The sequence below is a fragment of the Sphingomonas pokkalii genome, assembly GCF_003096275.1.
In the GTDB taxonomy this organism is placed as follows: Bacteria; Pseudomonadota; Alphaproteobacteria; order Sphingomonadales; family Sphingomonadaceae; genus Sphingomonas; species Sphingomonas pokkalii.
Window position 1 is genome coordinate 1,400,331 of sequence record NZ_QENQ01000001.1, and the last position, 19,424, is coordinate 1,419,754.

At 66.2% G+C, this 19,424-nt stretch carries 20 protein-coding genes; 17 read left to right on the forward strand and 3 right to left on the reverse strand.

All coding sequences use genetic code 11. The features are described 5' to 3' along the window. Positions 1–88: 88 nt before the first annotated feature. The 17 genes from DD559_RS06395 to DD559_RS20360 all read left to right on the forward strand — a co-directional run bounded on the left by DD559_RS06395 (position 89) and on the right by DD559_RS20360 (position 16,053). On the forward strand, positions 89–2,170 hold the full coding sequence (locus tag DD559_RS06395) for a TonB-dependent siderophore receptor (RefSeq protein ID WP_116468450.1): 2,082 nt from the start codon (positions 89–91) through the stop codon (positions 2,168–2,170). Beyond that, complete coding sequence (locus tag DD559_RS06400; protein WP_116468451.1) at positions 2,170–2,988, forward strand: DJ-1/PfpI family protein; 819 nt, start codon at positions 2,170–2,172, stop codon at positions 2,986–2,988. Before DD559_RS06395 ends, DD559_RS06400 begins: the two co-directional genes overlap by 1 nt. A gap of 33 nt (positions 2,989–3,021) precedes the next feature. Further along, positions 3,022–3,426, forward strand: a complete 405-nt coding sequence (locus DD559_RS06405; RefSeq protein WP_116468452.1) for a hypothetical protein — start codon at positions 3,022–3,024, stop codon at positions 3,424–3,426. A 97-nt stretch (positions 3,427–3,523) separates the two neighbouring features. After that, positions 3,524–3,697, forward strand: a complete 174-nt coding sequence (locus DD559_RS19755) for a hypothetical protein (RefSeq protein WP_165831010.1) — start codon at positions 3,524–3,526, stop codon at positions 3,695–3,697. Beyond that, positions 3,694–4,221: a DUF2244 domain-containing protein gene (locus DD559_RS06410; RefSeq protein ID WP_116468453.1), complete on the forward strand. Its 528-nt coding sequence runs from the start codon at positions 3,694–3,696 to the stop codon at positions 4,219–4,221. Before DD559_RS19755 ends, DD559_RS06410 begins: the two co-directional genes overlap by 4 nt. After that, positions 4,218–5,360: a PepSY-associated TM helix domain-containing protein gene (locus tag DD559_RS06415; RefSeq protein WP_206364458.1), complete on the forward strand. Its 1,143-nt coding sequence runs from the start codon at positions 4,218–4,220 to the stop codon at positions 5,358–5,360. The genes DD559_RS06410 and DD559_RS06415 overlap by 4 nt, the downstream gene beginning before the upstream one ends. After that, positions 5,357–7,495 carry a TonB-dependent receptor gene (locus DD559_RS06420; protein ID WP_116468455.1) on the forward strand — a complete coding sequence of 713 codons (2,139 nt, stop codon included), beginning with the start codon at positions 5,357–5,359 and terminating at the stop codon, positions 7,493–7,495. Before DD559_RS06415 ends, DD559_RS06420 begins: the two co-directional genes overlap by 4 nt. 23 nt (positions 7,496–7,518) lie before the next feature. Further along, positions 7,519–7,896 (forward strand): superoxide dismutase, encoded by a 378-nt coding sequence (locus DD559_RS06425; RefSeq protein ID WP_240610146.1) that lies wholly within the window; start codon positions 7,519–7,521, stop codon positions 7,894–7,896. A gap of 66 nt (positions 7,897–7,962) precedes the next feature. After that, complete coding sequence (locus tag DD559_RS06430; RefSeq protein WP_206364459.1) at positions 7,963–9,954, forward strand: TonB-dependent receptor domain-containing protein; 1,992 nt, start codon at positions 7,963–7,965, stop codon at positions 9,952–9,954. Positions 9,955–9,956: 2 nt separating this feature from the next. Further along, complete coding sequence (locus DD559_RS06435) at positions 9,957–10,787, forward strand: MbnP family copper-binding protein (protein WP_116468457.1); 831 nt, start codon at positions 9,957–9,959, stop codon at positions 10,785–10,787. Positions 10,788–10,789: 2 nt separating this feature from the next. Next, a complete protein-coding gene (locus tag DD559_RS06440) occupies positions 10,790–11,980 on the forward strand; it encodes a methanobactin export MATE transporter MbnM (protein WP_206364460.1) in 1,191 nt (396 codons plus the stop codon). Then, a complete protein-coding gene (locus DD559_RS06445) occupies positions 11,977–12,333 on the forward strand; it encodes a copper resistance CopC family protein (RefSeq protein ID WP_116468459.1) in 357 nt (118 codons plus the stop codon). The genes DD559_RS06440 and DD559_RS06445 overlap by 4 nt, the downstream gene beginning before the upstream one ends. A 1-nt stretch (position 12,334) precedes the next feature. Beyond that, positions 12,335–13,624 (forward strand): CopD family protein, encoded by a 1,290-nt coding sequence (locus DD559_RS06450; RefSeq protein WP_165831013.1) that lies wholly within the window; start codon positions 12,335–12,337, stop codon positions 13,622–13,624. Then, positions 13,614–14,210, forward strand: coding sequence for a hypothetical protein (locus tag DD559_RS19940; RefSeq protein ID WP_206364461.1), 597 nt, complete (start codon positions 13,614–13,616; stop codon positions 14,208–14,210). Before DD559_RS06450 ends, DD559_RS19940 begins: the two co-directional genes overlap by 11 nt. Further along, entirely contained in the window at positions 14,143–14,937 is a 795-nt protein-coding gene (locus DD559_RS06455) for a hypothetical protein (protein ID WP_116468461.1), read from the forward strand. The genes DD559_RS19940 and DD559_RS06455 overlap by 68 nt, the downstream gene beginning before the upstream one ends. A gap of 113 nt (positions 14,938–15,050) precedes the next feature. Continuing rightward, positions 15,051–15,671 carry a tyrosine-type recombinase/integrase gene (locus tag DD559_RS20355; protein WP_206364462.1) on the forward strand — a complete coding sequence of 207 codons (621 nt, stop codon included), beginning with the start codon at positions 15,051–15,053 and terminating at the stop codon, positions 15,669–15,671. Continuing rightward, the gene (locus DD559_RS20360) at positions 15,586–16,053 is read left to right on the forward strand and encodes a tyrosine-type recombinase/integrase (RefSeq protein ID WP_206364463.1); all 468 of its coding nucleotides are present in this window, start codon (positions 15,586–15,588) and stop codon (positions 16,051–16,053) included. Before DD559_RS20355 ends, DD559_RS20360 begins: the two co-directional genes overlap by 86 nt. Here DD559_RS20360 and DD559_RS06465 read toward each other — a convergent pair. The 3 genes from DD559_RS06465 to DD559_RS06475 all read right to left on the reverse strand — a co-directional run. Beyond that, positions 16,050–16,337, reverse strand: a complete 288-nt coding sequence (locus DD559_RS06465) for a helix-turn-helix domain-containing protein (RefSeq protein ID WP_116468462.1) — start codon at positions 16,335–16,337, stop codon at positions 16,050–16,052. The two genes, DD559_RS20360 and DD559_RS06465, sit on opposite strands and share 4 nt — an antisense overlap. Continuing rightward, positions 16,334–16,675: a type II toxin-antitoxin system RelE/ParE family toxin gene (locus tag DD559_RS06470; RefSeq protein WP_116468463.1), complete on the reverse strand. Its 342-nt coding sequence runs from the start codon at positions 16,673–16,675 to the stop codon at positions 16,334–16,336. Before DD559_RS06470 ends, DD559_RS06465 begins: the two co-directional genes overlap by 4 nt. A gap of 1,559 nt (positions 16,676–18,234) precedes the next feature. Continuing rightward, a protein-coding gene (locus tag DD559_RS06475) for an IS3 family transposase (protein ID WP_240610147.1) occupies positions 18,235–19,424 on the reverse strand; the annotation gives its coding sequence in 2 pieces (ribosomal slippage) (positions 18,235–19,199 and positions 19,199–19,424; 1,191 coding nt annotated over the 2 pieces). This gene is flagged as partial in the annotation.

The following is a 19,424-nucleotide window of genomic DNA, read 5'->3' on the forward strand; positions in this document are numbered from 1 at the left end:
GATCCCGTCGCGCGCCGCGCGGCTTGTTTCCCTGTTCTCCGGTGTGCTGCGCGCCTGTCGCGCATTCCCAGCCCTGCCGGAGAATTCCATGCTCAAGACCCGAATGCTGGCGACGCTCGCCTGCACCGTCGCGCCCGTTGCCGTCCATGCTCAGGACAAGCCCGCCCAGGGCTGGACCGCCGACGCCATCGTCGTGACCGGTCAGCGCGAAACCTATGCCATGCCGCAGACCACGACCGCGACGCGCACCGCCACGCCGGTCGAGAAAATCCCCCAGTCGATCCAGACGATCACCCGCACGCTGATCGAGGAGCAGGATCTCCAGACGCTGCCTGACGCGCTGGTCAATGTCTCGGGCGTGGTGCCCACCAGCATCGAGCAGACCGTGCTCCAGCCGACGCTCATCCGCGGCTTCGCGGTCAATTATTACATCGACGGCGTGCCGACCTACCAGCTGCCGGCCGGCGTCGGAGACCCCGGCACGCTGGTCAATGTCGAGCGCATCGACGTCGCCAAGGGGCCGACCGCGACGCTCTATGGCGGGGGCAGCGGCGCGCCACTGTCGGGGATCATCAACCTCGTCTCGCGCGATCCCTATGACCGGCTGGGCGTGAAGCTTACCGCGCGGGCCGGATCCTTCGGCACGGTGGGCGCAGAGGGCGACGTCAATCTGCCGCTGATGGCGGGCGTCGCCCTGCGGGTGACCGGCATGATCGACAGCGCCGACAGCTATGTCGACTTCGTCAGCCGCGATCGCCGCGCGATCTTCCCGACGCTGGCGATCGGCCTCGGCACCGATACCAGCCTCGTGGTGCGCGGGCGCTACAGCAGGGTCGAGCAGACCGAATATGCCGGGCTGCCGGTGTCGCTGCTCGCCCCCGCCGCAGTGATCGACCGCGCCACCTATGCGGGATCGCGCGACATGCCGCGCACCTGGATCGAGAACAAGGGACTGACCGGATCGCTCACCCACCGCTTCTCGGACCGGGTGGAGGCGAATCTGACCGTCGCGCGCACCATCACCAGCTTCGAGGAACGGGGCAGCTTCCCGTATGGCCAGATCAGCGGGACGATCTATAATTTCGGCACCGCCTATCTGCCGTCCGAGAGCAAGAAGACCTATGCGACCGGCACGGTTACCGCCCGCTTCGGGGAGGGTGGCCTGCGCCAGACGATCCTGGTCGGCGCCGATTATGACCATACCCGCTATTTCGGAGCGATGTACTTCAACCCCGCCTGGGCGACGATCGACTATGCCCAGCCGCTGCCGGCACCGAATTTCGGCGGCGATCCTCCCTTCTATTTCGACCAGCACGACCGGCTGGAGAGCTTTGCCTTCTTCGCGCAGGACCAGATCGGCATTGGCGATCGGCTCGACGTGACGCTCGGCCTGCGCTGGACCCATATCAAGGTTGCCAGCAATGTCGGCGTGGCGACCGAGGACACCGCGGAGAAGGTGACCCCGCGAGTCGGCGCGACCTTCCGCCTCGTCGACGGCATCTCGCTGTTCGGCGGCTATGCCGAGGGGTTCCAGGGCGTGGTCGGCGGCGGCTTCTATACCATCACCCCCAAGCCCGAGACGTCGCAGGCCTGGGAAGGCGGGATCAAGTTCGCGGCGCCGATCAAGGGCCTGACAGGCACCGCCGCGCTCTACCAGATCACCCGCCAAAATGTGGTGACCGCCGATCCGGTGATCCCCTTCGCCAACATCCAGACCGGCGAGCAGCGCGCCCGCGGCGCCGAACTCGACCTGATTTATGAGCCGGTCCCCTCGGTGTCGCTGCTATTCAACTATGCCTATACCGACGCCAAGGTCACCAAGGACAACAGCCTGCCGGTCGGCGACCGGCTGCGCGCGGTGCCGGCGCATAGCGGGCGGCTCGCGGCGCGCTACCGGTTCCGCGACGGCGCACTGCGGGGCTTTTCGCTGGGAAGCGGCGTCACCGCCGTCTCGCGGCGCGAACTGACCTTGCCCAACACGGTATCGATCCAGGGAATGGCGCTGGTCGATGCCCAGGCCGCCTACGATCTCGGCCCCGTCACGCTCAGCCTGTCGGTGACCAACCTGCTAGGTAACGACGGGCTGGAGCCGTACCAGTATTTCGGCGGCCCCTATGTGATCCCCACCCAGCCGCGCTCGGCCTTCCTCACGCTCAAGGGAGCGTTCTGATGGAGGGCTTCGATCGCCGCACCGCGCTGATGATGGGGCTGTTCGGCGCACTGGCCGCCAGCCGGGCCAGCGCGCAGACCGCCGCCGATCCACACGCCGGCCACGCCATGGCCGCGATGCCGCCGGGCTGGGTCAAACCCGACCAGATCGCCATGCTCTGCTATCCCGGCATGACCATCCTCGATCTGATCGGGCCGCAATATATGTTCGCGGCGCTGATGGGCGCGACGGTCCATCTAGTCGGCAAGACGCGCGATCCGATGACCAGCGATACCGGGGTCACCATCCTCCCCACCGCGACCTTCGCGGAGTGCCCGAAGGACCTGACCGTGCTGTTCGCACCCGGCGGCACGAGCGGGACGCTGGCGGCGATGCGCGACGACGCCACGCGTGCCTTCATCGCCGATCGCGGTGCCCGAGCACGCTATGTCACCTCGGTTTGCACCGGGGCGCTGATCCTGGGGGCTGCGGGACTGCTCAAGGGCTATCGCGCGACGACCCATTGGGCCGCGCTGGAAACGCTCACCGATTGCGGCGCGACGCCGGTGTCCGAGCGCGTCGTGCGCGACCGCAACCGTATCACCGGCGCCGGGGTCACCGCCGGGCTCGATTTCGGGCTCGCGATGGTCGCCGAGCTGCGCGACCCAGTCTATGCGCAGGGTGTGCAGCTGGGCTGCGAATACGATCCGCAGCCGCCCTTCCATGCCGGCTCAACCCGCACCGCCCCCCCAGAGGTGCAGGCCATCATGAAGTCGATGTACACCGCCTTTCCGGGCCAGGTGCGTGCGGCGCTCGCCGCGGTGAAGGGGCCGTCGTGATTGCGCGCAACCCAAGGCTGCAGGGCTGAGTCGATGCCGCTGACCGCCCGGATCCGCCACTCCACGCACGCACGGCGCGTCTTCGCGCTGCTGCTGCTGTGCGTCCTGGCGATCCGGGCTGCGATCCCGACAGGGTACATGCCGGTCGCCTATGCGCATGGCATCACAATCTCCTTCTGCACGGGCCAGGGCGCAGTGAAGGCGTTCCTGCCCATTCCCCAGCGTGAGGATGGCCATGACCATCATGGCCCGGCGGCGCCCCCCTGCGCCTTCGCCGCCGGGCTCGGCGGTCCCCTGATCGAGCCGATCGAGACGGCGTTCGGCGTCAAGGTGCCGCAAACCTTCAATGCAGTGCCTCCGCACGCAATGGAGGATATGGCCGTCCACAGCCTCGCGGCGCCGCCGCCGCCCGCCCAAGGCCCTCCTTCGCGCGCCTGACGCAGGCGCGGCGCATCGATCTCGGTCGCCGCTGACGGCGCATGGCTGGCCATGCGCAGGCCCCTCAGGGGGTTCGAAGAGCTGATGAGGTCCCAAAATGTCCAACATTGCAACGGCGCCCACGCCGTTCATCGCCTGGCTGCGCCGGACGCGCCGCTCGGCCTGGCTGTTGATCGGCCTGTGCCTGGTCTTTCGCGTTGGTGACGCGGTGCTTGGCGACAGCACCGCCGCCGATCCGAGCACGCCCGCCATGGCGGCGATGTCCCAATGAGCGCCGAGGCCCTTTCCGGGCGCACGCCGCCAGACGCGATCGGTCCGTGGCAGGCGACAGCCAACACCGAGAACGAGATCCGCATGATCGCGCCGCGGTCAACGCTGCCGATCCAGGGCAAATATCTGCTCTGGGCCGCCGGTGTCGCAGCCGCGCTGGTGTCGCTGCGTTTCGTCCTGATCGGTGCCTGGCCGGTGCTCCTGTTCTCGGTGCTCGACATCGGCGGTCTCGCGGTGGCGCTGTACCTGTTCAGCAAGGGTCCTGTCCCCGAGGAACGGCTGCGCGTCGCGGGCGGGATCGTCGAGCTCGTCCGCCTCGACGGGCGCGGACGCCAGTCCCGAATCGCCCTGCCAGCCTATTGGACGCGGATCGAGGCGAGCGGTCGCACCGAACTCGACCATGCGCTGTGGCTCGTCTTCCGCCGCGAGCGATACCCGATCGGCCAATGCGTGTCGGCCGCCGAGCGGCGCGCGCTCGAGCCGCGAATCCGGGCGCTGCTGCAAACCGCGCGGGGCGCCGCGTGACCGCACGCACCCGTATCCTTCTGCGCCAGCTCCATCTCTGGCTCGGCCTCGGGCTCGGCGGGCTGTTCGCGCTGCTGGGCGCGACCGGCTCGGCGCTGGTCTTCTATATCGAGATCGACAAGGCGCTGCATCCGGCGATTCAACAGCCCGTGTCCACGTCGGCGCTGGACTGGGCCTCGCCGACCTGGGACCGCGCACTGGCGACCGCCCGGACGCACTGGCCCGATCCCCACGGCAACTGGTCGTTCGAGTCGACCGGCGAGCCCGGCGCCATCCCCGCGCGCTACTACCCGTCGGAAGAGCATGGCCACCACGCGCCGCGCGAGATGGTGTGGTTCTCGCCCGATGGTGCCCAAGTGCTCCGCGCCGAGCCCTGGGGCGGCTATCTGATGAGCTGGCTCTACGAACTGCACATGCACCTCCTCGCGGGCGAGCTCGGCAGCCAGGTCGTCGGCTGGTCGGGATGCGCGATGCTGGTGCTGCTGGTCAGCGGCATCGTTGTCTGGTGGCCGCGTGGGTCGTGGCGCAAGGCGCTCGCCTTCAAGCGCAACGCCGTGCCGATTCGGCGGCTGCGTGACCTCCACAAGCTGGCGGGCGTGTGGAGCATGGGCCTGCTCTTTGTCCTGGTCGGCACCGGGGCGCTGCTGGCGCTGCCTACGGTCAAGGCGCAGTTACTGACCGCGACGATCGCGGTACCCGACACCATCCCCGACCCGCAATCAAGCGCGTCGCGCGGACGGCAAATCCCGATCGCGCGGGCGCTCGCCGCCGCACGCCGGGCAGTGCCGGAGGCTCGCCTCGCCTTTATCGACGTGCCGGGCGCGGGACCGAAGCCGTTCCGCATCCGGGTGCAAATGCCGGGCGACCCGCATCGCCGCTTCCCCGGCAGCTTCGTCTTTATCGACCAATATTCCGGCGCCGTGCTCGCCGTCCATGACGTGCGGCGCGGCAATGCCGCGACGACCACCGTCAAATGGATCCGCGTCCTGCACGACGGATCGATCCTGGGCCTTTCGACCCGCATCCTCGCCGTGATCCTCGGCCTCGTTCCGCTCGGTCTGTTCGCGACCGGGTTCCTCCACTGGCGCCGACGCCTCGCGGCCCGCGCCCAAGCACATAAAACAGGGAGTTTCTCGTGAAATCATCGTTCGCCGCCATCACGGCGTGTCTTGTCGCGTCTCCGGCGCTGGCCCAGATCACCGACAATTCCGCCGAGCGCGACACCATCCTCGTTACCGGCCAGCAGCTCGAGCAGCAAACCGAGGTGTCCGGCCGGCTCGGCCTCTCGATCCGCGAGACGCCGGCGGTGGTCGATATCGTTACCCAGCGGGATTTCCAGCTCCAGGGCGTCCGCAACGCGATCGAGGCGATGAACGCCGCGCCCGGGGTCGCCTCCGGCAACCTGCCCGGATCGATCGGCGCGGTGTCGATTCGCGGTTTTCAGCGCGCGGTGAACTATCTCTATGACGGCGTGCGCATGGCCAATTCGGACGTCGGCGTGCGCAACTGGGATGCCTGGTCGTTCGAGCGGATCGAAGTCATCAAGGGACCGGCCTCGGTCACCTCGGGCGAAGGCGCGCTGGCCGGCGCGATCAACTTCGTGCCGCGCCGCCCCACGCTCGACGGGGCGAGCGGCGAGATGCTGGCGAGCTATGGCAGCTTCGATACCGCACGCCTCGCCGCCGATGTGAACCTGCCGCTCGGCAAGACAGTGGCGGTGCGCGGCGACGTGTCGTTCTCGCGATCGTCAGGCTGGATCGACGATGCCGACAGCCGGACCTTCGCGGCGACGGGCTCGCTGCTGTTCAAGCCCAGCGACCGCTTCTCGCTGGTGGTCTCGGTCGACCATTTCGAGGACCGGTTCGAGACCGCCTATTACGGCACGCCGGTCGTCGCGCGGTCGGTGGCGCGCGACCCGTCATCGGCGGTGTCGGGCAGTTCCGGGCTGGTGCTCGACAAGGCGATGCGCCGGACCAACTTCGACTATACCGACGGCAACGACGGGTCGAACACGACCTGGCTGCGCGCCCGCGCCGACTATGCGCTGAGCGACACGCTCAAGCTCGTCAGCGATACCAGCTATTATGACAGCTTCCGCGACTATAAGGACGCCGACGAATATAGCTTCAACACCACGACCGGGCGGATCGATCGTGGCGCCACCTATATCAGCCACGATCACCAATATTGGAACCAGCGCCTCCACCTCGCCTTTGACGGCCGGATCGCAGGGCTCCGCAATCGCTTCACGATCGGCGCCGAATTCGGCCATACCGATTTCTTCACGGTGCGGCGCTTCGGCGCCTCGTCCGTCGATCCGTTCAATCCGGTGCGGGGCACCTTCCCGGCCGACACCCCCGCCAATTTCTCGACGCGCCAGGACGTCACCGCCAAGGTCGATGCGCTTGCGATCTTCGCCGAGGATGCGCTCAATCTGACCGACCAGTGGCTGGTCGTCGGCGGGTTCCGCTATGACGATGTGAAGCTCGACCGCAGCGTCCGCAACGCCACCAGCGGCGCGGTCCAGGCCTATGGCCAGACCTATCACCCGATCTCGTGGCGCGCGGGCACGGTCTACAGTGTCACGCCCCGTACCCAGTTGTTCGCGCAATATACCCGCGCGGTCACCCCGGTCAGCGGCCTGCTGTTTCTCAGCGCCGCGAACGCGAAGTTCGAACTGACCACCGGCTATTCCTACGAGGGCGGTATCAAGACCTCGCTCAGCGGAACCGGAGTCGAACTGACCGCGTCGGCCTTCTATATCCGGCAGGACGACATCCTCACGCGCGATCCGACCAACCCGGCGGTAGTGTTCCAGGGCGGTGCGCAGCGCTCGCGCGGGGCGGAAATCTCGCTCAACCTGCCGGTCACGCCGGAGCTGAACGTGACCGCAAGCGGGACGCTGCTTGATGCCGAATATCTGGAACTGATCGAGGCGGGCGGCGTCAACCGCGCGGGCAACCGGCCGCAGAATGTCCCCGAGCAGCTGGCCGATCTCGTCGTCACCTGGTCGCCCAAGGCGCTCCCGATCACGCTGGTCGGCAGCATGCGCCACAATGGCGATTTCTACACCGAGACCGCGAACGTCACCAAGGTCAACGCCTTCACGATGTTCGACGCTGCGGTGTCGTGGAACGCATCCTTCGGCACGCTGACGCTGCGCGGACGCAACCTCACCGACAAATTCTATGCGGACTGGTCCGGCTACGCCTCCGGCCTCGTCTTCATCGGCGCGCCGCGCAGCGTCGAGCTGTCGTTCACCCGCAAATTCTGACGCGCTTTCCAGGAGACGAACGCATGTATGCCATCCCTGCACTTGTCGCTGCCGCCGCGCTGCTGACGCCGGCTGTCGCTTCCGCGCAGTCCTCTGCACCAGCCACAGTTCCGCAAGCGGCCGCCTTCACGCTGCCGCCTTTGCCCTATGCGACCAGCGCGCTCGAACCGGCGATCGATGCCGAGACGATGACCATCCATCACGACCGGCACCACAAGGCCTATGTCGACGCGCTCAACAAGGCGGTGGGCGAAACGCCCGCCCTCGTCGGCCAGTCGCTCGAACAGCTCGTCGCCAGGGCGGGTACCCTGCCGGCGGTGATCCGCAACAATGCCGGCGGACAGGCCCAGGCCCGCGAAGCAGCCGAGGCGGCGGGCAAGCGGCTGGGGACAACGTCGTAAATCGGCGCTGACACGGAACAACGCACATATAGTAAAAGGGGGAATATCAGCTTGTTAAAGACGTCTTTGATCCCCGTCGCGGCCCTGTTCGCCTCGACATCGGTGCTGGCGCAGACGACGCCTGCACCGGATGACATCGTCGTCGTCGCGACGCGCGTACCGGAAAAGCTGGCCGATACCGCAGCACCGGTCTCGGTCGTGACAGCGGCACAACTCGAGGGCCGGCAGGCGCTGAGCGTGTTCGACGCCCTTCGCCTTCAGCCAGGCCTCAACGTCGGCGGCGGCCCGCGCCAGCAGGGCGAGACACCCTCGATCCGCGGCTTCACCGGTCGGCAGATCATCATCACGGTCGATGGCTCGCGCCGCAACACGACCGAGACCTTGCGCACGCCGCTGTTCATCGACCCCAGCTTCGTTCGCCAGATCGAAACGCTGCGCGGCGCGAGTTCGGCGGTGCATGGTGCCGGCGGCCTGGGCGGGGTGCTCGCGCTGGAGACGATATCGGCAGAGAGCCAATTGGCGGAGGGGCAGACGGTCGGCGCACGCGCGCTCGCCGAATATGCCAGCGGCGCCGGTGCCCAGCGCTATGCGGGGCAGGTCTATGGCCGTGCCGGCGCGATCGACGCGCTGTTTGCCGTCGCCTCGCGTGACAGCGGCCCGATCCGCCAGGGCGGCGGCGTCGAACTGCGCCCCGAAGACAGCAACAGCAAGACCTGGCTCGCCAAGGTCGGGGTCGATCTCGGCGGCGGCTTCCGGCTCCAGGGATCGCAGCACTACTTCGCGCTCGACGATTTCGGACCGAACAACCCGCAGGCCGACGCCGCCTTCCCGTATATGCAGGCCCATCGTTCGACCCAGGACGAAAGCGTGGTCAACCTGACCGGCGGCGATGCCGCGGGCAAATGGAGCCTGAAGGCCACCCTGTATCGCACCGCGCTTCGCGTCATCACCTATGACAACCCGGATACCACGCCGGCGCTGACGGGCAGCAACGGCCTGACGCGCACCACCGGCGGCGCGCTCCAGTCGACGCTGCGCTTCGATGTCGGCGGGATCGCGAACACGCTCACTGCCGGTATCGACGCGTATGAAGAGCGCGACCGATCGACCAGTGCCGGTGTCGGCAACTCGGTCACGCCGGACGGCAAGCAGACCGTCATCAGCGGTTTCGCCCAGAATGAAGTCGGCCTCACGCCCTGGCTGTCGCTGACGCCGGTGCTGCGCTGGGACCAGTTCAAGACATCGGTCGATAGCGGCAGCTCGCCGGACAAGACGAGCGACCGCGTCACCTTCAAGGGCACGGCCGCGGTGCGCCCGCTCGCCGGGCTGCTGGCCTTTGCCAGCTACGGCGAAGCTTTCCGGGCGCCGACGGTCAGCGAACTCTATCAGAACTATTCGGTCGCGACTGGCTTCTCGAACTTTCGACCGAACCCGGCGCTGCGCCCCGAAAGCGCGACCGAGTTCAACCTCGGGCTGGCCTATGCCCGCTCGGGCCTGTTCGCCGGGAAGGATCGCCTGCAACTGCGCGGAACCTGGTTTCGCAGCAATGTCAGCGACCTGATCACATCGGTGACGGTCGGCACCTATAGCAACCCGTTCCTCGGCCGCCGTCCGATCCTGCAATATCAGAATGTAAGCCGCGCGCGGCGGAACGGCGTCGAGGCCGAGCTTGGCTATGGCATCGGCGCCCTCGACCTGTCGGCGGCCTATAGCCGCGTGCGCAGCGTCGACCGGGACAGCGGGGCCAATCTGTTCTCGCCCCCCGACAAGCTCAATCTGGGCGCGGGCCTCCGCATCGCGCCGATCGCCACGGTGCGCTGGAACACGCTGGTGGTCTGGGCGCAGGATTATGACAGCACGGTCCTGCGCCGGCGCCCGGCCTATAGCGCCCATGACGCCTTCGTCACGCTGACGCCGCGTCACCTGCCGTTCCGGCTGGATATCGGCGTCACCAACCTGTTCGACAAACGCTACGCACTCTACCGCAACTCAACCGTCTATCCAGACACCTATGAAGAAGGGCGCAGCGTCCGCATGACGCTTTCGGCAAGGTATTGATCATGGGACTCATGCTTGTTTCCGCACTCGCCGCTGCCATCGCTGCGCAGCAACCGGTCGAAATCCGCTTCGATGCGCGGGTCGGCACCGAGCCTGCACGGTGCGGCCGGGCCTATGCCGGGATCGGCACGGCAAAGGCCGGGCTGCGCTTCCAGGATCTGCGCATCTATGTGTCGGCGGTGAAGCTGCTTGATGCCAGCGGACGCGCGGTGCCGGTGACGCTCACCCCCGACGATCAGTGGCAGAGCGACCAGGTGACGTTGCTCGACTTCGAGGACGGAACCGGTAATTGCAACGGCAATGCCGCGACCAACATGGTGGTGCGCGGCACCGTGCCTGCGGGTGACTATCGCGGCCTGATCTTCGAGATCGGCGTGCCGCAGGCGGTCAACCACCAGGACCCGACGCTCGCCGCCGCGCCGCTGAACGTCACCGCGCTGACCTGGCCATGGCGGGTCGGCTACAAGTTCACCACGATCGATCTGCAGACCAGCGGCGGCGCGGGCGGTCCCAATGCCGCGACCGGCTTCTCGATCCATCTCGGCAGCACCGCTTGCGGCGAAGGCTCCCCGATGACCGCACCGAGCGCGCCCTGCGCCAATCCCAACCGGCCCAGCTACCGGCTCGACGGCTTCGATCCGGCCAAATCGACGGTGATCCTCGACATGGGCGCGCTACTTGCCGGCACCGACATCACCATCAACGCGCCCAAATCGGCATCGGGCTGCATGTCCTTCCCCGGCGATGGCGACTGCACGGCAATCTTCGACTGGCTTGGCCTGCCCTTTGATGGCAAGCCCTCCACGGGGCAGAAATGGGTGCGGGCGGAATAGCCATGCAGCGCTTGTTGAACCTCGCCCTGCTGTGCTCGGCGATCCTGCTGGTCCTCAGCGTGGCACACGCGCAGCAGCGGCAAGCGGCACTCCAACCGATCGACGCGATGGTGCCCAGCCGGTACGATTTCGGTCTGCCGGCCTGGGCACCCCGGCCGATGGAGCCCGCCGCCAACCCGACCACGCCGGCCAAGGTCGAGCTGGGCCGCTATCTGTTCTACGACACGCGGCTGTCGCGCGACGGCACGATGGCGTGCGCGTCCTGCCACGAACAGGCGCGCGCCTTCACCGACGGACGCGCGGTCTCCAGAGGCGTGACCGGCGAGAGCACGCCGCGCAATTCGATGTCGCTGGTCAACGTCGCCTATTTCCCGGTGCTGACCTGGGCCAATCCGCTGCTGAAGCATCTCGAGCAACAGGCGCTGGTGCCGCTGCTGGGGCAGGAACCGGTCGAACTCGGGCTGGCCGGCAAGGACGCCGAGATCGTCCAGCGGCTCGCCGTCGAACCGCTCTACCGGCGCCTGTTCGCAGCGGCATTTCCCGAGGCGGACGGCGAGATTTCACTGGCCACGGTGGTCCGGGCGCTGTCGGCATTCGAGCGCTCGATCGTCTCGATGCGCTCGCCCTATGACCGCTATCGCTACGAAGGCGATGCCGACGCGCTTTCGGATTCGGCGATCCGGGGCGAAGCGCTGTTCTTCTCCGAGCGGCTTGAATGCCATCACTGCCATAACGGCCTGAACCTTGCCGACACCGTGCTGCACGAGCGCAACAAGGCCGGCGAAATCGCCTTCCACAATACCGGGCTCTACAATCTCGACGGCAACGGCGCCTATCCGGCGAACAACACCGGCATCGCCGAGATTACCGGCCGGCCCGAGGATATGGGCCGGTTCCGCGCGCCGAGCCTGCGCAACGTCGCGGTGACGGCGCCCTATATGCACGACGGCTCGATCCCGACGCTCGATGCGGTGATCGATCATTATGCGGCGGGCGGGCGGACGATCGCGTCAGGGCCGCACGCCGGGATTGGCCGCATCAACCCCTATAAGAGTTCGTTCGCCCCCGGCTTCACGCTGACGCAGGGGGAACGGGCGGACCTGATCGCGTTTCTGACGTCGCTGACCGACGAGGCGCTGCTGCACGATCCGCGCTTCGCCAACCCCTGGCCCAAGAAGGAAACAGCCAAATGAAGACATTGTGGACCGCCGCGATCGTCGCGGCAGCGCTGGCGGTGCCGGCGGCCGTGCAGGCGCATACCGCGCTGCGCACTTCCAACCCGGCGAGCGGCAGCGTCCTTACCCAGTCGCCGCCGGTGCTGACGCTGACCTTTCTCGAACCCGCATCGCTGACCTCGCTGACCCTGGTGACGGCGGCCGGCGAGCGGCAATTGCCGTTCAAGCCCACCGGCAAGGCGCTGGTGTTCAACGCGCCCAAGCCGGGGTTCGTGCGGGGCCGCAACGAGGTGCGGTGGCGGGCGCTGTCGCGCGACGGCCATGTCGTCGAAGGCAGCATCATCATCGTCCTCCGCGCGCCCAAGCCCTGACATGCTCGAAGCGCTCGCCGCGCTCGCCAAGGGAATCGGCTATGCGGGGGCGCTGACCGCTGCGGGCACGATCCTGGCGCGGGCATCCTGGGCGCGGGGCGGGGGCGCTACGTCGCGAGCGATTGCGGCGGGTGTCACGCGTTTAGCGGGCATCGCGCTCGCGATCTCAGCCGCCGGGGAGGCCTTGCTGTTCTTCGTGCGTCTCGGCGGCGGCGCGGACGCAGCTACGCTGGACGCGCTGTTCCTGTCGCCGCTCGGCGCCGCGCTGGGGCTGCACCTGATTGGCGGCGTGTGGGCTGCGACGTTCGCGAGGAGGCGCCTCGCGCTGGCCGGCGCGGCGATGATCCTCGCCGCGTTCGGCGTCGTCGGCCATGCCGCTACCAACGGCATCGTGACATCGATCACCGTCATCCTGCACGTAACCGCCGCCGCCTGGTGGTTGGGCGGCCTGTGGATCCTGCTCGGTGCGAGCCGGACCAGCGCGGCGGAATTTCCGGCACTGGTCGACCGGTTCAGCCGACAGGCTGTCGGGGTGGTCGGCGTCCTCCTCGCCGCTGCCCTGACAACGACCGCCGCCTTGCTCGACTTGCGGATCGATCTCGCGCGTGCCTATCAGCAAGGACTGCTTGTCAAGCTCGCCTTTACCGGCGCACTGCTCGTCCTGGCAGGTATCAACAAACTGATCCTGACACCCCGTCTTGCCGCCCGTGCCGACGCTCGTGTCTGGCTGCGCCGGGCGATTGTCGCCGAGATCCTGCTGTTCGTCGGCGCGCTCACCACGACGGCATATCTCACCACCTATCTGTCACCGCATGACGCAGACGAAGCAGCCCATGCCCATGGCGATGCGGGTGCGGCGCATGGCCCGATCGCTGTTGTCGATCCCTGGGCAGCCGCGGTGCCCGGAGGGGCGATGACGGGCGTCGGCTATATGACGATCGTCAACAATCAGCCGATGGCGGATCGCCTGATCGGCGCGAGCAGCCCAGGCCCGCGCGCAGAAGAAGAACGGTTGCGGCGTGTTGGGACAGGTGCTGCTCATGGTGGTCGCGGTGGCGGTGACGGTCGTCGCTACTGCGGGCGCCGCGGCAGCCTTCTCTCAGGCGACCTTCGGGCAGGCGTTCGGCGCGATGACCGGGTTGGGCTCTTCCGCTGCGGCGGGTGCTGCGGCCGGTGCCGCGGCAACGGTGTCGATCGGTGCCGGCACTTGGATCGCGGCCGGTGCCATCGGCGGTGCGCTCGGCTCTATTGCCAGCCAAGGGGTCGGCATCGCCACGGGGATGCAGGATAGGTTCAGCTGGTCCGGTGTCGCCTTGTCTGCGCTCAGCGGAGCGGTGAGCGGCGGCCTCGCCAAGGTTAATGTGTTCGGGAAAGGCGCAGAGGGGCTTGCCGGCATTGGAAACGTGGCGGCGCGCGGAGCGCTCGGCAGCGTCATCAGCCAAGGCATTGCGGTCGCCACCGGGCTGCAGCCGAGCTTCAATTGGGTAGGCGTGGCAGCGGCAGGCATTGGTGCCGCGGCCACGGGCTCGATCAGGCTGGGCGGTCCCGCCGGGCTATTGGCGCGGAACGCCGCAGGCGGCTTGGCCAACGCCGCGGCGCGCAGCGTGCTGGAGGGTAGCGATTTTGGCGATAACGTGGTGGCCGCCCTGCCGGATATTATCGGCAATACCATCGGGAATTTGGTGGCGAGAAGCGTCGCTGGTGGGGGGCGTGGTCGCCCAGGAAGCGCTGCGACTCCGCCTCAGTCCGACCGAGTAGGCAATTCCGACCCGGTTGTCGGCGCAAGCGTGGCGGGTTCATCCAGCGGCGATGGCCCTGCACCGCAACGCCCAGACCTTGCTGGAAAGCGTGGCGGTCGTGAACCCGTTCGCCGATGATCTCACCTTCCTCGACGACAAGACGCGGACGCGCCGCGACCATATGAAATATCTGACCCTCATCCGCTCGATCGCGCTGCTCCACCAGCATCAGCGGCCGACCCATGAGGTGCAGCATCGCGGGCGGGTGGTGCGCTATATCGAGGTCGAAGCCGGCGACATCGCGCTCGCCAATCGAATCGCCAGCGAAGTCCTGGGGCGCACGCTCGACGAACTGCCGCCGCAGACGCGCCGGCTGCTCGACATGGTCCATGCCTGGGCCGTCGAAGAATGTGCCCGCGCCGCGATCCGCTGGGCGGATCTGCGCTTCACGCGGCGCCAGATCCGCGCCTTGACCGGATGGGGGGACACCCAGCTCAAGGTGCATCTCAGCCGCCTTGCCGAGCTCGAATATGTCCTGATCCACCGCGTGAAGGCGGGCCAAGGCTATGAATATGAACTGCTCTATGCCGGCGAAGGCGCCGAAGGCCAGCGCTTCCTGATGGGCCTCAGCGATCCCGGTGCCCGCGCCTATGACGGTGACCGGTCGGGGCGTGCGGCACAGCGGTCGGGCCCTGGTCGGCCGCTGGTCGGGGTGCAGTCGGCGGGCGGTCGGTCGTCCCCGAAGCACGCAACCCCAGCTTGTCTGCCGATTTCCGGTGATGTGCCGCCCGATCTTCCCGAAACGCACCTCACCCCCCTGAACGGCAGCGGGCAGTCATACGCGCGCGGTGTGGCGCTGGCCTGATGCCGAGGAAGCGTGGACGCGGAACCCGGAAGGGGCGCACGCCCCACAAGGGCATCTATCATCCGCCCACGCTCGCGGTCGGCGGCGGCGATCCGGATAGCATCTGGAACCACATGAACCGCTTCACCCAGTGGATGCTCGAGCGAGATTATTCACACCACACGATCGACTGCCGCTCCCGCACGATCCGGGTGTTCGCGGCCTGGGCGGCCGAGCGCGGCCTGATCCGGCCGCAGGAGATCACCAAACCGATCCTCGAACGCTGGCAGCGCCATCTGTTTCTCTACCGCAAGGCGGACGGCGAGCCGTTGACGGTCAGGAGCCAGCTCGCCCACACCCATCCGCTGAAGGCCTTCTTCCGCTGGCTCGCCCGCGAAAACCACATCCTCTACAATCCGGCCTCCGAGCTGGAACTGCCGCGCATCGGCAAGCGGCTGCCGCGCAACGTGATGACGATCGCGGAGGTCGAGAAGGTCCTGGCGGTGCCCGACCTATCGCTGCCGATGGGCCTGCGCGATCGCGCCATGCTGGAGACATTCTATTCCACCGGCATGCGTCGCCAGGAGCTGATCAACCTCAACCTCTATGACATCGACCAGGCACGCGGCGTCATCCTGGTGCGCGAAAGGCAAGGGCCGGAAGGACCGGATGATCCCGATCGGCGCCAGGGCGCTGGCCTGGATCAACAAATATGTCGAGTACGTGCGACCCGACCTCGCCGCCGGGGCCGATGACGGCACGCTGTTCCTGAGCACCTATGGCCAGCCCCTGGGGGCTGCCAGGCTCGCCGAGATCGTGCGCGATGCGGTCAAGGATTCCGGCATAGGCAAGAAGGGCGCATGCCACATGTTCCGCCACACCATGGCGACCCTGATGCTGGAGAACGGCGCCGATGTGCGGTTCATTCAGGCCATGCTCGGCCATGCCGATCTCAAATCCACCGAGCTCTACACCCAGGTCAGCATCAAGGCCTTGAAAGCCGTCCACACCGCCACCCATCCGGCACGGCCGATCACCCGTGCCGGCGTCGATGGCGGTGCCGCATTGTCCAACACCACCGATCGCCAAGCGCTCTTCGACGCCCTCGATCGCGAAGCACAGGACGACGACGCCTAGCGCAGCAGGTCGCTCACCAGCGACGGCTTCTTCGCGATCATGGCGAGCAACACCTGGGCGGGGCCGGTCGGGCGCCGTCGCCCATGCTCCCAGTTGAGCAGCGTGCCCTTCGCAACGCCGATGCTGCGCGCGAACGCGCCCTGCGACAGGCCGGTGCTGGCCCGGATCGCCGCAACGTCGACGACGGGCACTGCGACCTGATGGATGCGCGCGTCGGTCTGCTGGCCCTGGGCGAACTCCAGCGCCTCGTTCAGCCCTTGCCTGATGCTCTCATAGGCACTCATCGTCCGTCTCCATAACTTGCCAGCAGCATCTTGCTCAGCGCCACCAGTTCGGCCTGTTCGGTTCTGCTCAGGTTATCCTTCTCGTTCTTGGCGAACACCGTCACCAGAAACAGCGGGACATGCGTGCCACCGAACACGTAGATGGTCCGGTAGCCCCCGCTCTTGCCGCCGCCCTCGCGGGCGAAGCGAACCTTGCGCAGCCCGCCGCCCAACGACACCCCGGCCTCCGGGTTGGCGGCGACATAGTCTATCAGCGCCATTCGTTCGTCGTCCGACATGATCGCCTTCGCCCGCCGCAGGAACTCGGGTAGCTCGACGACAGACTGAAGGGTGGTCATCGGTCTCATTTATGCGTCAATGGCGTATAGGTCAATGGCGTATAGGTCAATGGCGCACCCAATCAGCCGCCATGCCGCTGCTGCACCGAAATCGGCGTCGGGGCTTTCGGCCTGCGCCACCCCAGTTGCCTCTGGGTTAAAGCCATAACAAGCCCTTGATTCGCATCGGCTATCTGCCCCGCTGCTCCGCCAACCTTCGTGGGGCGCATATACTCGGCAATACGGTAGGGAATTTAGTGGCTGACCGTGTGGCCGGGGGTGGTAGTGTCAGAGGCAGTAGCGCCGATGACGATATCAACTCCGATCTGGTGAAATTTACCCCTGAAGAACGGGCGGCCATGTTGCCGGGGGCGGTGCGCACCATCGATCCCGACCTTGTGCTAGGCCTTGGGGGCGGAGGCGCGAATGCGCTGGCCGATGAAATCGTGGTGACAGCGCAGCGGCGAGGAGTTGAAGGTGCTACCGCTCCGCGAGCCAGTGCAGTAACCGGCATCTCCTTGACCGCTGCCCAATTCGCAGATTGGGTCAAAGGGATGAATAAAACCGGGGGACTTCAAGCTCCGCCTCGGCAGGCTAACACGATCAATAGCAACAAGGGTGTCGAGCAAGCTGTAGCCAGGGCACCATCGGATAGAGGGGGGCCTGACACAACACCTCCGGCTGATCTCGACGATTTCATGGTGGCGATATCTAAGCCATTGCTAAACCTCCGCGTTAGCGGGGCAGCGCGGAAAAGTTTGTTACCGTGGGACGAAACGTTGATGGTCAGCTGGTGGTGACCCCTGTTCAGCTTGCAGGCTCTCAAGGCGGTGGCGGGTTCTGGATTCCAACTGATTCTGTGACCACGGCGCACACCCATCCTTATGATGCGTATCAGCCGCCGCACGGTCGTGACGATGACTATGTCAAGGTTACGAACAAATCATCGTATGAAATCAGCGCCGCTAGCGGGAATATCTTTGAGCTAGGTAGGTATCAGGGTTCGCCATCAATCAGGATAATAAAGTCCCCTGATAATTTTGGATCGTGGGAAAGATATCAGGTGAACCCAGAGCAGTATAGGATATACGATGCTAAAAAATATCCGCCTCGCTAATAGAGGTTCTATCTGCGCGCTGGTCTTATTGATCCAGAGTGCGTGCGTAACTCCTTCAGTTTCGCAAAAATGGAGAACTTAAGGGAGCTTACGTTCTCGCAAAATTGGAAAGCGTTGAAGATATAAAATCTGATAGCGATGGAATATCGATAGATGGAGCGTGCCGTCTCAATTTTATTCATAAGATGACCCTTTTGGGGTCAATTAATGGTCAACGGTATTCATATACGAGGACTTCTGGCAAGCCTGTTCCTGGGCGAGATTATTATATACTCATAGCGCCGGATCAGGATGGATCGGAAGTGATATGGGTATCTCCGGCAAGTCTCGGATTTTGTGATGGTCGTGGAGCTGCGGCCCAACTTGGGATGGAACTGGAATACCAGCAACTCGAACGACGGCATCCTTGCCTGAAATAGATCGGCCAGACATGCGGATCGGCGGGTCAGGTCCGCAAATGGAATTACGGTGACAGTTTACTAAAAACCCATAATCTATTACGCTTCCGCAATGGCCCGCCTCCCACGCTTGGTCCTTCCGCCGCCATTGCCGGGCGTAGGTGGAGCGAAGCGGAACCGGAGGCCGGCAATGGCGGCGTCGCCGCTTCCGGAGCCGGCGGGCGGTAGCCCAGGCTGCTGTGCGGCCGAACGGTGTTGTAGTGTCGGCGCCACGCCTCAATCAGCACCTTGGCCTCGGCGAGGCTGTAGAAGATCTCGCCGTTGAGCAGCTCGTCGCGAAGCGACCCGTTGAAGCTCTCGTTATAGCCGTTCTCCCATGGCGAGCCCGGGGCGATGTAGAGCGTCTTCACGCCGATCTGGCCGAGCCAGGTCTGGACGGCGGTGGCGATGAACTCGCTGCCGTTGTCCGACCTGATGTGCGCTGGCGGACCCCGTTCGATGAACAGGTCGGCCAACGCGGCCAGCACGTCTTCGTGGCGGAGCTGGCGTGACACGACCAGTGCCAGGCACTCGCGACTGGCCTCGTCGATGATGGTCAGGATGCGGAACTTGCGTCCATCGTGGGTACGCTCCTCGACGAAATCATAGGCCCAGACATGCCCCGGATACTCTGGTCGAAGCCGGATGCAGGAGCCGTCATTGAGCCACAGCCGGCCGCGTTTCGGTTGGCGCTGCGGCACCTTGAGCCCCTCGCGCCGCCAGATCCGCTCGACCCGTTTGTGGTTCACCGACCAGCCTGCCGCGTGCAGCAGCGCGGTCACTCGACGGTAGCCGTAGCGCCCGTACTGCTTCGCCAGCGCGACGATGTCGTCGGTGAGCGCCTGCTCATCATCTGCCCCGCATGGCACTTTGCGCTGCGTCGACCGGTGCTGGCCGAGCACGCGGCATACCCGCCGTTCGGACACGTCCAGCACATCTCGGACCTGATCGATGCAGCGTCGGCGCCGTGCGGGGCTCAGAAGTTTCCCTTTGCTGCCTCCTGCAGGATCAGCTTGTCGAGCGTCAGATCCGAGATCGCACGACGCAGCCGGGCGTTCTCCTTCTCCAGATCCTTCATCCGACGCGCCTGATCCGTCTTCAGGCCGCCATATTCCTTGCGCCAGCGATAGTAGGTCTGCTCGCTGACCGCGATACGCCGGCAAGCCTCAGCGGTCGTCCCACCCTGACCCAGCACAATTTCCACCTCACGCAGCTT

Excerpts from the sequence above, each read along its gene's own strand:
- DD559_RS19940 (WP_206364461.1), top strand. The coding sequence starts at position 13,614 with ATGCAGGATAGGTTCAGCTGGTCCGGTGTCGCCTTGTCTGCGCTCAGC.
- DD559_RS06395 (WP_116468450.1), top strand. The coding sequence starts at position 89 with ATGCTCAAGACCCGAATGCTGGCGACGCTCGCCTGCACCGTCGCGCCC.
- DD559_RS06470 (WP_116468463.1), bottom strand. The coding sequence starts at position 16,675 with ATGACCACCCTTCAGTCTGTCGTCGAGCTACCCGAGTTCCTGCGGCGG.
- DD559_RS06400 (WP_116468451.1), top strand. The coding sequence starts at position 2,170 with ATGGAGGGCTTCGATCGCCGCACCGCGCTGATGATGGGGCTGTTCGGC.
- DD559_RS06445 (WP_116468459.1), top strand. The coding sequence starts at position 11,977 with ATGAAGACATTGTGGACCGCCGCGATCGTCGCGGCAGCGCTGGCGGTG.
- DD559_RS06425 (WP_240610146.1), top strand. The coding sequence starts at position 7,519 with ATGTATGCCATCCCTGCACTTGTCGCTGCCGCCGCGCTGCTGACGCCG.
- DD559_RS06440 (WP_206364460.1), top strand. The coding sequence starts at position 10,790 with ATGCAGCGCTTGTTGAACCTCGCCCTGCTGTGCTCGGCGATCCTGCTG.
- DD559_RS06455 (WP_116468461.1), top strand. The coding sequence starts at position 14,143 with ATGGCCCTGCACCGCAACGCCCAGACCTTGCTGGAAAGCGTGGCGGTC.
- DD559_RS06410 (WP_116468453.1), top strand. The coding sequence starts at position 3,694 with ATGAGCGCCGAGGCCCTTTCCGGGCGCACGCCGCCAGACGCGATCGGT.
- DD559_RS06465 (WP_116468462.1), bottom strand. The coding sequence starts at position 16,337 with ATGAGTGCCTATGAGAGCATCAGGCAAGGGCTGAACGAGGCGCTGGAG.
- DD559_RS06450 (WP_165831013.1), top strand. The coding sequence starts at position 12,335 with ATGCTCGAAGCGCTCGCCGCGCTCGCCAAGGGAATCGGCTATGCGGGG.
- DD559_RS06405 (WP_116468452.1), top strand. The coding sequence starts at position 3,022 with ATGCCGCTGACCGCCCGGATCCGCCACTCCACGCACGCACGGCGCGTC.
- DD559_RS20360 (WP_206364463.1), top strand. The coding sequence starts at position 15,586 with ATGATCCCGATCGGCGCCAGGGCGCTGGCCTGGATCAACAAATATGTC.
- DD559_RS20355 (WP_206364462.1), top strand. The coding sequence starts at position 15,051 with ATGAACCGCTTCACCCAGTGGATGCTCGAGCGAGATTATTCACACCAC.
- DD559_RS19755 (WP_165831010.1), top strand. The coding sequence starts at position 3,524 with ATGTCCAACATTGCAACGGCGCCCACGCCGTTCATCGCCTGGCTGCGC.
- DD559_RS06435 (WP_116468457.1), top strand. The coding sequence starts at position 9,957 with ATGGGACTCATGCTTGTTTCCGCACTCGCCGCTGCCATCGCTGCGCAG.